Annotated in this window: 14 protein-coding genes; 8 read left to right on the top strand and 6 right to left on the bottom strand. The window is 39.1% G+C overall.

Annotation, left to right across the window (positions count from 1 at the left end; all coding sequences use genetic code 11):
* The first annotated feature begins 1,343 nt into the window (after nt 1-1,343).
* The 3 genes from BUC12_RS08820 to coaA all read left to right on the top strand — a co-directional run bounded on the left by BUC12_RS08820 (nt 1,344) and on the right by coaA (nt 4,190).
* The gene (locus BUC12_RS08820) at nt 1,344-1,787 is read left to right on the top strand and encodes a GNAT family N-acetyltransferase (RefSeq protein WP_062180637.1); all 444 of its coding nucleotides are present in this window, start codon (nt 1,344-1,346) and stop codon (nt 1,785-1,787) included.
* A 175-nt stretch (nt 1,788-1,962) separates the two neighbouring features.
* Nucleotides 1,963-3,129 (top strand): DUF418 domain-containing protein, encoded by a 1,167-nt coding sequence (locus BUC12_RS08815; protein WP_062180640.1) that lies wholly within the window; start codon nt 1,963-1,965, stop codon nt 3,127-3,129.
* 119 nt (nt 3,130-3,248) lie between these two features.
* Complete coding sequence (gene coaA, locus BUC12_RS08810; protein ID WP_062180643.1) at nt 3,249-4,190, top strand: type I pantothenate kinase; 942 nt, start codon at nt 3,249-3,251, stop codon at nt 4,188-4,190.
* A 74-nt stretch (nt 4,191-4,264) separates the two neighbouring features.
* Here the strand turns inward: coaA and BUC12_RS08805 are convergent, their stop codons facing one another.
* On the bottom strand, nt 4,265-5,854 hold the full coding sequence (locus BUC12_RS08805; protein ID WP_062180645.1) for a hypothetical protein: 1,590 nt from the start codon (nt 5,852-5,854) through the stop codon (nt 4,265-4,267).
* A gap of 130 nt (nt 5,855-5,984) precedes the next feature.
* On the opposite strand from BUC12_RS08805, the gene metA reads away from it, so the two are divergent.
* Nucleotides 5,985-6,938 carry a homoserine O-acetyltransferase MetA gene (gene metA, locus BUC12_RS08800; RefSeq protein WP_062180648.1) on the top strand — a complete coding sequence of 318 codons (954 nt, stop codon included), beginning with the start codon at nt 5,985-5,987 and terminating at the stop codon, nt 6,936-6,938.
* A gap of 9 nt (nt 6,939-6,947) precedes the next feature.
* Here the strand turns inward: metA and BUC12_RS08795 are convergent, their stop codons facing one another.
* From BUC12_RS08795 to BUC12_RS08785, 3 genes are all read right to left on the bottom strand, one after another.
* Nucleotides 6,948-7,955 (bottom strand): hypothetical protein, encoded by a 1,008-nt coding sequence (locus BUC12_RS08795; RefSeq protein ID WP_062180651.1) that lies wholly within the window; start codon nt 7,953-7,955, stop codon nt 6,948-6,950.
* A gap of 6 nt (nt 7,956-7,961) precedes the next feature.
* A complete protein-coding gene (locus BUC12_RS08790; RefSeq protein WP_062180655.1) occupies nt 7,962-8,771 on the bottom strand; it encodes a DUF4261 domain-containing protein in 810 nt (269 codons plus the stop codon).
* A gap of 64 nt (nt 8,772-8,835) precedes the next feature.
* Nucleotides 8,836-9,498, bottom strand: coding sequence for a CatA-like O-acetyltransferase (locus BUC12_RS08785; RefSeq protein WP_062180676.1), 663 nt, complete (start codon nt 9,496-9,498; stop codon nt 8,836-8,838).
* 310 nt (nt 9,499-9,808) lie between these two features.
* Between BUC12_RS08785 and BUC12_RS08780 the strand changes: the two genes are divergently transcribed.
* Entirely contained in the window at nt 9,809-10,558 is a 750-nt protein-coding gene (locus BUC12_RS08780) for a hypothetical protein (protein ID WP_062180657.1), read from the top strand.
* A 301-nt stretch (nt 10,559-10,859) separates the two neighbouring features.
* Here the strand turns inward: BUC12_RS08780 and BUC12_RS20035 are convergent, their stop codons facing one another.
* Nucleotides 10,860-11,024 carry a hypothetical protein gene (locus tag BUC12_RS20035; protein ID WP_175552620.1) on the bottom strand — a complete coding sequence of 55 codons (165 nt, stop codon included), beginning with the start codon at nt 11,022-11,024 and terminating at the stop codon, nt 10,860-10,862.
* 316 nt (nt 11,025-11,340) lie between these two features.
* On the opposite strand from BUC12_RS20035, the gene BUC12_RS08775 reads away from it, so the two are divergent.
* The 3 genes from BUC12_RS08775 to BUC12_RS08765 are packed head-to-tail and all read left to right on the top strand — an operon-like array spanning nt 11,341 to nt 14,081.
* On the top strand, nt 11,341-11,919 hold the full coding sequence (locus tag BUC12_RS08775; RefSeq protein WP_070808612.1) for a hypothetical protein: 579 nt from the start codon (nt 11,341-11,343) through the stop codon (nt 11,917-11,919).
* 42 nt (nt 11,920-11,961) lie between these two features.
* Nucleotides 11,962-13,449: a PKD domain-containing protein gene (locus BUC12_RS08770; protein WP_062182375.1), complete on the top strand. Its 1,488-nt coding sequence runs from the start codon at nt 11,962-11,964 to the stop codon at nt 13,447-13,449.
* A 29-nt stretch (nt 13,450-13,478) separates the two neighbouring features.
* The gene (locus tag BUC12_RS08765; RefSeq protein ID WP_062182378.1) at nt 13,479-14,081 is read left to right on the top strand and encodes a hypothetical protein; all 603 of its coding nucleotides are present in this window, start codon (nt 13,479-13,481) and stop codon (nt 14,079-14,081) included.
* A gap of 100 nt (nt 14,082-14,181) precedes the next feature.
* Here BUC12_RS08765 and BUC12_RS08760 read toward each other — a convergent pair whose 3' ends face one another.
* Nucleotides 14,182-14,769, bottom strand: coding sequence for a flavin reductase family protein (locus BUC12_RS08760; protein WP_062182381.1), 588 nt, complete (start codon nt 14,767-14,769; stop codon nt 14,182-14,184).
* Between the last annotated feature and the right edge of the window lie 18 nt (nt 14,770-14,787).

The following is a 14,787-nucleotide window of genomic DNA, read 5'->3' as shown; positions in this document are numbered from 1 at the left end:
AATTTGTAACTGTTTATATAGTAAAGTTATGGTACAGGAAATAATAGTTGCCGTTATTGGTCTATGTGTTTTAGGATGGATCGGGTATAAAGTATATTCTTTTTTCTTTGGGAAGAACAAGGGCAAAACAGCCTGCGGATGCTCAAGCTGTCATTGTCATGTAACCGAGAAAACGAAGTGATGATTTTAAATACTTGTAAATTAGATAAATAAATATTGGGGGACTATATGGGGGAAATTTTTTCCTCGAAAATATTTGGATATTTCAAATTCAAGCTATATATTTGACTATACAAGTTAAGGAAATCGAGGAGAAGAGTCTCCATTAAAGATATAGGTCGTACTGGTCGATTAGGAAACTCATCAATGAATAGATAAATTCCGAGACAAGCTTACCGTTTCCAATGGCGGGTCACACCCTCCGGGGATGCTTCAGGGCACAAGTGAATTACAAAGGGGCGGAGCACTCAAATCCTGTTACACGGAGTTTCGTCTTTATCTTTCAGTACGATTTTTATAGAAAAGCAGATTATATTATTTGATATAGTCTGCTTTTTTTTGTCCGCTTTTTTTCTATTCATTTTTATTTATATATCTACGGCAACATTCAGGTATATTTATAACAACATTATATTGAACTGACTAACAACGACTAACTTAAAATCGACCGCTGCCAATACTATTTTGATAAGGATATTAAAAACAGTAAGGTTTCCGTATTCTTTATAGATCAGGATAATATACAAAAATATGGTTGGAGCAAGGTTTGTGACGATTACATGATCCTCAAACGGTACGATGTGGACGAACAGTATCTGAGACAAAAAGAAATTTACTGGATAATTGTATATAAGGACGAAGAGAGGAAGAATAAAATCTATCGTTTTGATCGGTTGGAGATCGTATTTTAGAAATTTTAATCCATGGAAAGTAAAATATGGCTTTAAATCTTGCTTTTTTCATTTCTATAATCTAATTTTGAACTAAGAAATAAGACCAAACGGGGAGGAGAGCCTCCTGCAAAAATACGGGGTCGTATCGGTCGATTGGGAAACTCATCAATTAATAACAAATTCCGAGACAAGCTCACCGTTTCTAATGGCGGGTCACACCCTTCGGGGTTGCTTTATGCGCAGTGAATTACAAAGGGGGCGGGGCACTCAAATCCTGTTTTACGGAGTTTCGTCATATTCCATCGGTACGGCTCTTCTTTATACGAAAGAGATTAAGCTTGTTTACAGGTTTAATCTCTTTTTGCTTTATCCAACTATTTTTTTGTTTTTATTTCTTTCTAAAAAGTATAGCTTTATTTAGGTAAACAACACTGATAAAATTTATAGAACATGGATATCAAAATAAGAAAAGCAACGGTAGAAGACCTGCCCACAGTATTTAATCTGGTCAAAGAATTTGCCACTTACCTCGGTAAGATAGAAAAGGTGAAAACCACCCCCGATGAGTTTAAGCAACAGATGGATTATTTTACCTGCCTGATAGCCGAAAACTCGAAAGATGAGATTGTCGGTTATGCCTTATTCTCGACTCTGTTCCATACATGGAGCGGAAAGTCCATCTATCTCGATGACCTTTATGTAAAAGACGAATATCGTCGCAGTTCGGTCGGAACAATGCTCGTTTGCGGGCTGATTGATTATGCAAAGCACAAAAAGGTGAAGTATCTTAACTGGCAGGTACTTAACTGGAACGAATCGGCAATCAATTTTTACAGGAAGATGGGTGCAACAGTAGGGGACGATAACCTGAACTGTAGTTTCACCATTCAATAAAAACCGGAGGATGTCCGGCGAAAGATAAATAATCAAGAGCAGAAGTGTCGTATGTATAATGAAGCATTTCTGCTCTTTTTTATGAATAAATCGCCTATATTTAGGCTATTCTGATAAATATCTTATTTTTGCAGAAGTTTAATTTTTTGTTAACTCTAAAATACCATACAAATCCATGAGCGAATCGAACCGTATTGATGTGGCTGATGTACTGAGGGGATTTTCCATAATGGCGATACTTCTTATACACACCATTGAACACTTCAATTTTTATTCATTTCCGACAGTAGAAAACGAATGGCTGAAATTCTTTGATACAGCTATCTGGGATTCGGTATTCTTTGCTTTTTCAGGCAAAGGATATGCCATCTTTGCTTTGCTTTTCGGATTCAGTTTCTTTATTCAGGATAATAATCAGACATTGAAGGGAAATGATTTCCGGCTTCGTTTTGCATGGAGGTTGGTGTTATTATTTATATGGGGTAATATCAATGCCATGTTTTTCACAGGCGAAGTATTGGTATTGTATTCGATCGTAGGTTTTGCGCTTATACCTGTTTCGCGGTTGTCTAATAAGGCTGTATTTGTGATACTTACTATATGTATGCTTCAACCGGTCGAATGGTATAAACTGATATATGCGCTAACGCATCCCGATTTTGTACCGGGCGAAAGCCTTGCCATGTATTATTTTGAGCAGGCTTTTGTGGTTCAGAAGGACGGTACTTTCTTCGAAACTGTCAGAATGAATCTGTATGACGGGCAATTGGCCTCACTTACATACGCATGGGAATTCGGCAGGGTATTCCAAACGGCAGCTATGTTTATGATAGGTATGCTTATAGGACGTACAGGTTTATTGAAGAAAACCGATGCGAATCTCAGATTCTGGAAGAAGACACTGGTAATATCTATTATTTGTTTCTTCCCGTTGTACGGTTTGGTTAATATGCTGCCTGATTTTATAGAAAATAAGGCTATACTTACCCCAATGGTAACGACTATCAAATCGTGGTCTAATCTATGCTTTATGTTCTTCATTGTATCTACAATCATCACAGCTTATTATCTGACAAGCCTGCACAACCTGCTGGGTAAACTGGCTCCTTACGGAATGATGAGCCTTACCTGCTATATTACCCAATCGATAATGGGATCATTGTTATTTTATAACTGGGGATTTGGCTTGCACGATAAGCTGAGCATTACAGCATCGTTCTTTGTAGGTATTGCATTATTCTTTATCCAATATGCTTTTGCCTGCTGGTGGATGAAAAACCACCGTCATGGTCCTCTCGAAGGTATCTGGCGGAAAGCCACATGGATAGGTGCCAAAAAGTAAGAAGAAAAAGGCTTTGATATATAAAACAGGGAAGGGTACGGCAATTTTGTCTACCCTTTTTTGTACATTTGTTGTCTAAATATTTATTGTGGTTTGCCGCAATAGAGTAATAAAGAAGAATGGAAACCTCACCCCTTAGCCCTTATATGCTTTTCGACAGGCAGCAATGGGCGGCATTGCGTGAGTCGGAGCCTATGACTCTGACCCCCGAAGAAGTAGACAAACTGAAAGGTATCAACGACGAGTTGTCTATCGACGAGATACGTGATATTTATTTACCCCTTACCCGTTTATTGTACTATTACGTAACTGCTACAACCAGCAGGCAGGCGGCTATGATGAAATTCCTGAATCAGAAACCCAGTAAGATACCGTTTATCATTGGTGTTGCCGGAAGTGTCTCGGTCGGGAAAAGTACTACATCCCGTGTTTTGCAGGCTTTGATGAGCCGTTGGAAAGAAGATACGAAAGTGGCGCTTATCACTACAGATGGTTTCCTTTATCCGAATACAGTATTGGAAGAGAATGGTTTGATGCTGAAAAAAGGATTCCCGCAATCGTATGATATTCATCGTTTACTGCAATTTGTGAGTGATGTGAAATCGGGGAAGCCTGAAGTGATAGCACCTAAGTATTCGCATCTGATCTATGATGTGGTTCCCGATGAATATGAGGTAATTCGGCAGCCCGATATACTTATTATCGAAGGTCTTAATGTTTTGCAGAGCGGTATGGATTATCCGCAAAGCAAGCCCCGTGTGTTTTTGTCTGATTATCTGAACTTTTCTATTTATGTAGATGCCGAAGAAGACCTTCTGGAAGAATGGTATATATCGCGTTTCCTGAAGTTCAGGCAGGGAGCATTTGCCAATCCCGATTCGTATTTCTATAATTTTACGCAACTGACCGATGTTGGTGCCACCCAAATGGCTAAAGGTGTATGGCGCGAAATAAACCGTAAGAATTTACGGAAGAATATATTACCTACACGCGAACGTGCAAGCCTGATTCTTCATAAGAGTGAAAATCATCAGGTTGATTATGTACGCCTGAGAAGGTAGGTCAAAGGTTTAATAATATAGTGCAGGGGTATTGTTTGTGAATAATACCCCTGCCTTTTTTATTTTATTGTGCTTCAATGAGAGTTTGCTTCTACGTAGCTTATTGATATGCTGGCTTCTCCTGATCTGAGTATCGACGGATAATCATATTCATTGTATTTGTAGAAGAAATGTGTTATAACACTATCACCTTCGGTTATCGATCTCAAATTGTTGCCAAAGAAATAATAGCAAGGCAGGATATTGCCCATATCGAACAGAAAAGGAAAGCTTTCGTGACTGACATGCTTAAATATACCGTTTTTGTTATCGTAGTTTAAGTTCCAGTATTCAAGCATTTGCAGGCTTCGGTTTACCCTGTCGCCCGAAGCATTGTTAGGTAAATCCATATCTATCAGATTTCCTTTTTCGTCATACACATACCCGATCATTACAGGAGGGTCTATAGAGGTTTCTTCGTTATAACCGGCATCTTTCGAGATCATCCATTCTAATTTTCCCGAAGGAGTGAAAGTATATTCTATAGTACCGTCTTCGGATTCCATTCCGTAAGTATTCCCTTTATGAGAAGTGTATTTCATGATACTTGAAACCTCATTGTCTGTTAAATCTATGACAACCATTCCCATATGATCCGGAAAATAAGTAATGCTGTCGTGTTTCTCTACTTCACCCGATACTGTTTGTTTTATAGATGTAATCCGGTTTTTGTTGTCATAAGTATATGACAGAGAGAAGCCTTCGGTGAATATTTTTTCCGGCAATAGCTTTTTGGACGATACAACCGGTTCGGCTAAAGGTTTGGGTGCGGCAGGCAGTTGTTGTGCCTTTTGATATGTAATGGTGTAAATATTTCCTGTTTCCTCATTTTCGTCGTTTATTATAATCTGCCGGATTTTTTCGGGATAATTTCTACTGTCGTAAGTATACAGATAATCGACCTTAACGGGGCTGTTTATATCTTCATCTTCATTAATATCTTTTCTCAATTTAGAAACATTATTGTAAAGGTGCAGATAAGGATAAAATTGCTCTGTGGGTTCGCTTAATATCCATAACGACTGTGGATTGATATTAGCGAAGATACCGTTACGCTGGTCATAACTGATTTCGGCATCGAACAGGGACTTCTCCCAATCAGCCATTTCCTCGCGGTTGCTGTTTTTTTCAGAGGTAAGTAAGGTCAGGTTGCCCTGCTTATCATAGAAGTACTTAGCATTCTTATAACAGTCGCAATACCTGTCCCAGTAACGTCCGGCTTTTTGCTGTGGCCTCATGGTTGTATCCAATACATAATCGAATTGTATACCATTGTCATCTGACGATAAATAGTCAACTCCTTTTTTTACTTTTCCGTGTTTATACTCGTATGGGTCTTTGTCTTTTCGCTGGTATTGATCGCCTTTTCCGCTTTCTTCGTATCCGTATATCTTGTAAGATGAATAGAATATGCCCGGTGTTATCTCTGTTCGCACATATACAATTGAGTCTACAACAGTTTTACCATCTGATCCGGTGGTTATTTTTATTATTCTGTTCATATCGTCGTACTCGTATTTTAATACGAAATCTGCACATCGTATCTCTTTAGGCAACATCTTTTGAGGTTGTGCAAATGTGTAGGCAGATGAAGCTAAAAAAATGAAGAGCAATAGCTTTCTCATATCGTTTATGGTGTTGTTTCTTACAGGTTGTTTCCCACAAATATAGATTTTTATTTAGAAGTATATATTTTTCATTCTGATTTTTGTAACTTTACATTTCGACACTTAAGAAAAAATTAGAATAATTGATATGCCTGTAACGCTACCCGATAATCTGCCTGCGATAGAAATACTGAAGAAGGAGAATATCTTTGTGATGTCTCAGCTTCGAGCAAAAGAACAAGATATCAGACCTTTGAAGGTTTTGATACTTAATCTGATGCCTATAAAAATTGCAGCCGAAACAGATTTGGTACGTTTATTATCGAACTCTCCATTACAAATAGAAGTCGATTTCCTGAAGCTATCGGGACATCAGTCCAAAAATACTCCTATCGAACATATGGATGCTTTCTACAAAGAATTCCATGAGGTAAAAGATCAGAACTACGATGGTTTGATCGTTACAGGTGCGCCTGTAGAAATGATGGAGTATGAAGAGGTTAGCTATTGGGACGAAGTGGCTTCGGTTTTCGATTGGGCAAAAGTACATGTAACTTCTACATTCTATATATGTTGGGCGGCTCAGGCTGCTTTGTACCGTTTTTATGGGGTGAAGAAGCATCTGTTACCCGAAAAAACATTCGGTGTATTTAAACATACGATCAACGACCGCAGTTTTCCGCTGTTCAGAGGTTTCGACGATGAGTTTTATGCTCCGCACAGCCGTCATACCGAAGTGCGTAAAGAAGATATTGAAAAACACAAAGACCTGAAAATATTATCCGAATCGGACGAAGCAGGTGTTTATATTGTTGTGGGGCGTGGCGGACGTGAATTTTATGTGACAGGGCATTCCGAATACTCGCTTTATACTCTACATAACGAATATCAGAGAGACAAGGAAAAAGGTGCTGAGATAGATATCCCAAAGCATTATTACAGGCACGATAATCCGGCAGAGAAACCTATCTCGCGCTGGACGGGTCATGGTAACCTGTTGTTTAACAACTGGATGAATTATTACCTGTATCAGGAAACGCCTTACGACCTGTCTCAGATAGAAATGCTGGGGAATATTCAACTTCCGGCGGAGAAAGAATAAAAGAATATATTAGTTTTTACGTATCAGATAAAGGTTGTTATTTTCATTGTTGATAAATAATACCTGATTGTTAAACGGATTTTTGATTTCCTGCAAGACGCTGAAATTTAAATTGGTGTGATAAATCTTGAACAAGTGTTCTTTTCCGTTTTCCGTTAGTTTGTAATATTGATATCCTGATTGCCGGAATGATATATCGGCAACGAAATGATTTCCGCTCCCTCCGAAACGGTTTTCGAGTACTGCATCATCGAAGTTAACCAAAGATGGGTTTTCTGTATCTGGTAAATCTATCAGCCTCTTTTTCAATAGAGGGTATGTACGTATATTCCATTCTTCGGGTTCTATACTATATGGCGGAATCTCTGCTAAAAGTTGTTTTTCCGGCTCTTTTTTATCTACAAAAATAATACAAGGTGGATAATCATACGATCCGCCGGTAAGTAGGTATGGTGTGTATCCTTTATGCTTTTCTAGCAGATGCGCCATGTATATACTATCTAAGATGTTATCTGTATTTACATAAGAAGAATCTGCTCTTTTGGCATCTTCGAGAAATGAATTATACTTTTCTCCCAGCCTTTCACGCAGCTTATCCATTTTGAGAAAAGGAATATCTGTAGCCTCGTTATAAGGTGCTTCGTATTTAGATGCCGTTTCGTTTATCCTGTCAATCGCAATAACCGAACCCAAAGTGTCTGTTAAATATGTGAAGTTAGAATTATCGTAAGACCAATTACTTATCAGGCTCAGGACTCCATCTACAATTGCCATACCCGAATGATTATAGTCTGTATAATAGGGTACAAAGTAATATTTGTCATTATAAACTATTTCTGATAACGAAATATTACGGAAAGGGATTGTATCCATTTTTACAGAACCTCCTTCCATATTAGGAAATACGGGCATATCAGGATATTTATCCTTTTCGGTCTTACGGTATCCGCAAGAAGACATAAGATAAAACAGAAGAAAGGCTATTAAGAAATGGACAGGTGCTTTCTTTCCCCACATATATATTTACATATCCAGTTTCAATGTGATATCGTCTATATATCTGCCTTTGGATGCTGTAATTCTCATACTGGCATTTTCCGAAAGACTGAATGTATCTCCATTACCAAAGGTTACGTCATTACCCAGAGTATAAGAAACGATACTCAGTATCAGCGTATACAGTTGATCGTGATCGAGTGGGGTACCTATTACTTCAAATTCGGGCTTGTTGAAACTCTTCATCCCGAACGTATAGGCGTCAATGCCTTTGTCCGTTCCTCTTAAACCGATATATATCCATGCCGGAACAGGTATCCGATTGTTTTGTAAATCTTCTACAGCCGCCAGGTAGAAATCACGCTGAAGTAGTAATGTCTCGTTTCCCTGATATATACCGATACATTCGGGTGTGGTAAGCATTATCGAACAGAGTAATTTACTCAGTAGGGTACGCCTTTCAACTTCTGTACCATTATTACCCATTACCGTTACTAATGCATGGCCGGTATGGCGGCTTGTCTCTTCTCCGGCATTTTTCCATAAATAGGTAAATCTGATAATTTCATTAAGTTCTTCCAGTGGGATAGGCACAAGCATATCTGCCAAAGCTACCAAGTGTCCGTCCACATTGAAAACAGCAGTTTCGTTACTATCTCCTGAAAAGTCAGTCACCGAAAGTTGCCAGAAAGATTGTAAATGTTCTACAACCTTATTCATATCAAAACTTTTACCATCACTAAACATTGGCATCGCCATAGCTAAAGTTGATCTTTCAGACTCAGGCTTAACTTGTTCTGTGTTTTTTTTCTTTTTGAAAAAATCAAATAATCCCATAATTTGTATGTGTTGTTTGAAAAATTACTTTTGGTTATTATTATAAATTAAGAGTAATAGCCTGTCATATGGTCAGCCATTCTTCGGCATGGTCAGACAGATACTGTATATCGTTGATCAGCTTGCAGGTATGATATCCATCGGCTACGGCATGATTGATAAAGACAGCCAAAGGTAATAAAATTCTACCATCTTGTTCGAAATATTTTCCGAAGCGGATAAACGGGAACAGTAACGATGATTCGGTAAATGTATCCTGTCCGAAACCATCGAAGCTAAGCCAAGGTAAGGACGATATCAGGCAGAAATTGGCAGGCTGGTCGGGACGGGCTTTTATTTCTTTTACATCTTTATAAGTTTCCATATCGGTGAGAATATTTGCGTAGAACACGGCAAAGTTCTCGCTGTATTCGCTCCATACATCCGAAAAGGTTTTATCATCATCATGAAAAATAGTATATGCCGGATTCACATAGTTCCATATACCCAGAACACCTTCGGAATTGAAGCTTATGCGAAATTCTTTGTTACGGTTAACCGCCCGTGTGATAAGATATAATAGAGTAGGGTATATCTTTATTCCTTTTTCTTCTTTAACTTCTATCAGCCGGGTGATATCTATATTTTTGGTCAGGTTGTATTTAGTCTTGATCTTATGGTAAAAATAGTCGAAATATTTACGGCGTTCCCATTTGTCAAGATCTATAGGTTCAAATATAGGTTTCATATATTCATAGGGTATTATTTGTTCTGAAGGATGAAACAGCCCAAAATAAGGCATTGTTTGCATAAAATTATCTTTTTAACTAAATATTTCGATCTTTTTGCGATACTTTTTTGCTTTTTCCGTGTTAAACCTATATATACCTATATCTGTGGGTATAGAAAGATGAAGGTTTCGGGTCTCCATCTTTATCGATGGAGATATACTCTGGGATTGTCCTTATCAATGAAATTGATGATCGTTGGTACGGTTTTTGAACAATATCCACAATAAACCCGGCAAAGTCAGACTTTTGCCAAAAGAGAGTTGAACCATGGATAAATTTGATAAAATACTGAATCAGTTGAAAGATGCGTCGGGTGATATGAAAGCTAATATGCATATGCTGAATGAGATTGTGCCTGTTGAAGAGCAAATGAAATATTTTCAGTATTCAAAATATGTACAGTCTCAGGATACGAGTATGCAACCCGATCGTAATTATATGATAGGCCGCCTGTTTACGCCGAATGTTAATATCGAAGACAAACGGTATTATTTGTCGGCATTGGCAATAATTGCCGATGTAGCTGCATACAGGGCTATAGAGACTTATCATAGCAGCCCTTTGGAACCCGAACTGGCAAACTGGTCTGCCTTAGCTCTTACTGAAAGTAAGATACTGCTGGATGCCGATTTGTCAGGCGAAAAACAATTCTTTGTGTCTACCGGATTGGGAGGACGTGACGGGAAATTACGCTATTTTTCGGTAATTGCCTCTAAAGACCGTACACCTTTTACCGATTTCCAGAAAGAAACAATTCTGAAAGAATTGAAGTTTGCGTACGAAGCTAGTGAAATCGAGGTGGAAAGTATTGATTTTAAAGGTAATTATCTAAAGGTATTCCTCTTGTGTGATCTTAAGCACGATCCACGTTCTTATACGGAAGAGGCTATAAAGGAATGTAATGATATGGGCGATTTTGTAGACAAGCGTTTCTTGTTGACCAATGTTAAATTGATCAAGGATTCTGAGATAGAAGAATTGCTTGAGAAAAAAGATACGGATAGCAAAACAGAATAAAGGGAGGTGAGTAATATCATCTCCTTTTTTTAACAAGTTTTTGTGTTTATATTACCTGATATCAAATAAATTCCTATATTTGCCCCATCAAACAACCCTTTACCAATAAGGAATGACCAATATTTTCACACATAAAAACATAAACAACCCTCTAAATTTTAACAGTTTAGATTTGTCTTTGTGTGCTGAAATATTAGAGAGAGAGAGAGAGAGAGAGAGAGAGACACACACACACACAGACGCATCACAGGGCGTTAACTAAACAAAATTTTCTATTGTGTCAAAATAACGGGACATTTTTTTATGTCTTCGTTTGCTTTGTCGTATATATCCATTTCCAAATAAGTTGGCCGGGCAGGCTGTGTCCGGTAGGATCATTGTTGTTTTGTTGTCGTTCGAATACTATTTCGGGTAACAGGTTATGCTTTGGCCAACTATTACAGGCAGCAGGGTGCAGTGTATGCACTTTGCTGCTTTATTGTTTTAGTATTAATTATTTAATAGATAATATTTTAAACGCAAAGGCGCAAAGAGACAAAGGGATTTTACGATATCCTGTTGGGGCAAGGTTCAGCTTTATCCTTTCTACTAAAATACAAGATAGTGCGCTTTGTGCCTTCTTTGTGACCTTTGTGATAAAGTACACATTATCGGGCAGTGCAGAACTTTGCTACTACAACGAATACATTCGGAAACAATTACTCTTAATAAAAACAACAAATAGGTCTGCGACCTTAAAAACAACAAAAGGGTCTGCGACCCCAACTCAAACTCAGATAACAATGAAAAAGTATTTTATGATTCTACTGTGTATTTCAGGCATGGCAACTTTACAGGCTCAGGTAGGTATAAACACAAGTACACCCAATGCTTCTGCAGCTATGGATATTGTCAGTACGGAAAAGGGGATTCTGATTCCGAGAATGACGACTGTGCAGAAATCGGCTATAACCTCTCCCGCTGAAGGTTTATTGGTATATGACACAACTCTGCGTTGTATTGCGCAGAATGCAGGGACTACTGCTTCTCCGGCTTGGGTGTGCCTATCACAGAAAGATGCACAGAATGGCTTTTTTTATATGCCGACTATTGCGGTGGATGCTTCAACTGTAGTGACAGGCAAGACTATCGATCTTTACAATGAGTATCTGACTCAGTTTACGGCTCCGACTAAGAATCCTTCGGCTCCGGTGAATATTCCTTACTTTACGAACCGGACGGATTTGTATTATTATATTACCAACTATGATACGGATGTGATGGAGAATATCTCCATTAATGATAATGGGGTGATGACGTATGATATTAAGGTGGAGTCGGATTATGATTCGTTTATGACGGTGGTGTTTGTACTTAAGTAAGGTCACAGAGCTTTTTATTATCCAATTAAGCAGAAATAAATAATGAAGAAACTGATATATGTATGCCTTCTATTAATAGGCTTTTCGATAAATTCTTATGCTCAGAAGGAAACCAGCTGGTGGCACTTCGGATTTAATGCCGGGCTGAATTTTAATTCGTTGAGTAGTGCTACGGCGAGTGACGCCACGGTATTGACCGGCATGCCTCAGGCAATTACCGGATATGTAAATACATATGAGGGGTGTTTTACCGTATCTACTTACGACGGAGAACTCTTATTTGCCTCGGATGGTATTACTGTGTATAATAAAAACGGAGCGATAATGCCCAACGGCTCGGGCTTGATGGGAGACCCGTCGGCTACCCAATCGGGAATCGTTATCCCCAGACCCAGAAGCCTGACCCAGTATTATGTTGTAACTGTGCCTGTTCAGGGAAGTACAGCTTATGGTATCAGGTATTCGATTGTAGATATGAGTCTGAATGGAGGGCTCGGAGATGTTATGTCCACCTCTAAAAACATTGTAATAAAATCAGGAAGTGTCGGAGAAAACATTGCAGCAGTACCCAATGACAATGGCGAAGATTATTGGCTGTTGCACAGAACCGCCCAAACATTTTCCGTTTATGCGGTTACAGCATCTGGTATCTCGTCGACTCCCCATCAAACAATTACAAATACAGGTATCATTTACACAGGTACGGGCAATAATCTGGGGGAATTAGTTGTGTCGCCGGATTATACAAAGCTGCTTGCCGTTAACTGGTCGGGGCAACAAGTTATATCGGCAGTGTTCGACCCTGCCACAGGGTTAATTTCGGGTGTTCAAACTCAAACAATATCGGCTGTTACCACTACTTACGGTGCCGCTTTTTCGCCCGATGGAAATTATATATATGTTACATCGGCTTACAATACACCCCAGATATATCGGAATACATGGGCAGGGCTGAGAAGTGGTGTTGCATCGACATTTCTCGCTCTCGGACCCAGTAATATAAAAGCCGGAATAGACGGCCGGTTGTACGGAATCAGGTGTTACAGGCCTGCTGCCGGAGGTGCTGTTGTTTCGACCAAAGATTTGTATGTGATAACAAATCCCAATGCCGGAGGAACTGTTATGAAGTATTTTCCGGATTATTTAATTAAAGAAGCGTATCTGGGACTACCCAGTTTTCCCGCCGGTTTTATCCGGATTAAACCACAATCGAAGCCTTTTGCCTGTGCTGCCCACCTGCGTACATACGGAGTGGAGATAGATTTATCGGGTGGAAACGCACCTGTTCGTCTCGAATGGGATTTCGGAGACGGAAGCGCCGTGGTGAGTCAGACTGTATCTCTATCCCAGACAGAGTACGAACAGCAACATACTTATGTCGGTGCCGGATCGTATGTAATTACTGTAACACCTTATAAGGCAGATGGTACAAAAGCGAAAGTAATCAGTATGGAAGCTAATGTCATATATTGTACCCTCAAAAGTAACCGGATGACACGTTCGGAACTTCTTAACTCGAAACAACAATGACTTTTGTAAACATATGAAAATGAATAAATATGAAATATTTGATTATAATTATTGCCTGTATTAGTTTATATTATCCATCTATATCGGCTCAGATAGGGGTGAATACGAATAATCCCAGCAGTTCGTCAGTGTTGGATATTAATGCGTATGATAACGATAGGGGATTGCTTATTCCACGGATGAATACTTCTCAGAAACTGGCTATTGCAAGTCCGGCTTCGGGCTTAATGGTATACGATATGGATTATAGGTGTGTTTCTCAGTATAAGGATACGCCTTCTAATCCGGGTACTTTTTCATGGACCTGCCTTACTTTATATAACAGGCATTTCCTGTATATGCCTTCGGTGAATATCCCGACTTCGGATGGTTCGGGGAGTTTATTGGTGGGGACTCAGTCTATTAATCTTTATAATGTGTATTATACGGGGTTTAATTCTCCGAAGGTGAAGAGTACGAGTGCGCCGGCTACGATTCCGTTTTTCAATGGTTCTCAATTGAATTATTATGTTACGTACTGCGATCCGTGTATTACGGTGACGGGCATTAGTGAGGCGGGGGTGATGAGTTATACGGTGAACAGCCGACCTAATTATGACGCATTCGTCAATGTGGTCTTTACGCTGAAATAGAGAAAAGGGGGGATTTTTAGTCCCCCTTAATTAATTTATTTTCTAATATATTTCAAAGTTGAGCGATAATTATTTGCGATATATTTGTTGATCTTATCACTTACTTTTTTGATTTTCCTTTTTTGTCTTTTCTGACCGACCAGCCGAAGTGACCCGTTTTCTGTGCCAGTTCGTAATAGCCACCATGTACATAAGTCAGTATCCCCGATCCGGCTAAATCGAATTTGCCTGTTTCGGGATCGATATATTGGTCATCAGCTTTCACATTTACCACATCCGCAATAAACATGTGATGCGACCCCAACGGTATTATTTCTTTTACCCGGCATTCGATACAAAGAGGTGATTGGTCTATAATAGGTGCATTAACTACAGAGGCCTTTGCAGGTGTTAAATTCATTTCTTTAAACTTATCGAAATCACGACCCGATTTTACTCCACACCAATCGGTTGCATAAGCGATCTGTTGAGTCGTAATGTTGATAACAAATTCCATGTTTTTCTTGATGATCCCGTACGAATGTCTTTCGGGACGAACCGATATATAACACATCGGAGGATTGGTGCAGATTGTACCTGTCCAGCTGATAGTTATAATATTATACTCATCGGGGGTACTGCCGCAACTTACCATTACCGCAGGTAAGGGATAGATCATAGTTCCGGGCTTCCAGTCTTGTTTTGCCATTCAATTTTGTATATTATC

This window comes from Indolivaga macrotermitis (assembly GCF_900128985.1).
Lineage (GTDB): Bacteria > Bacteroidota > Bacteroidia > Bacteroidales > Dysgonomonadaceae > Dysgonomonas_A > Dysgonomonas_A macrotermitis.
This window is presented reverse-complemented; position numbering and strand designations above follow the sequence as displayed.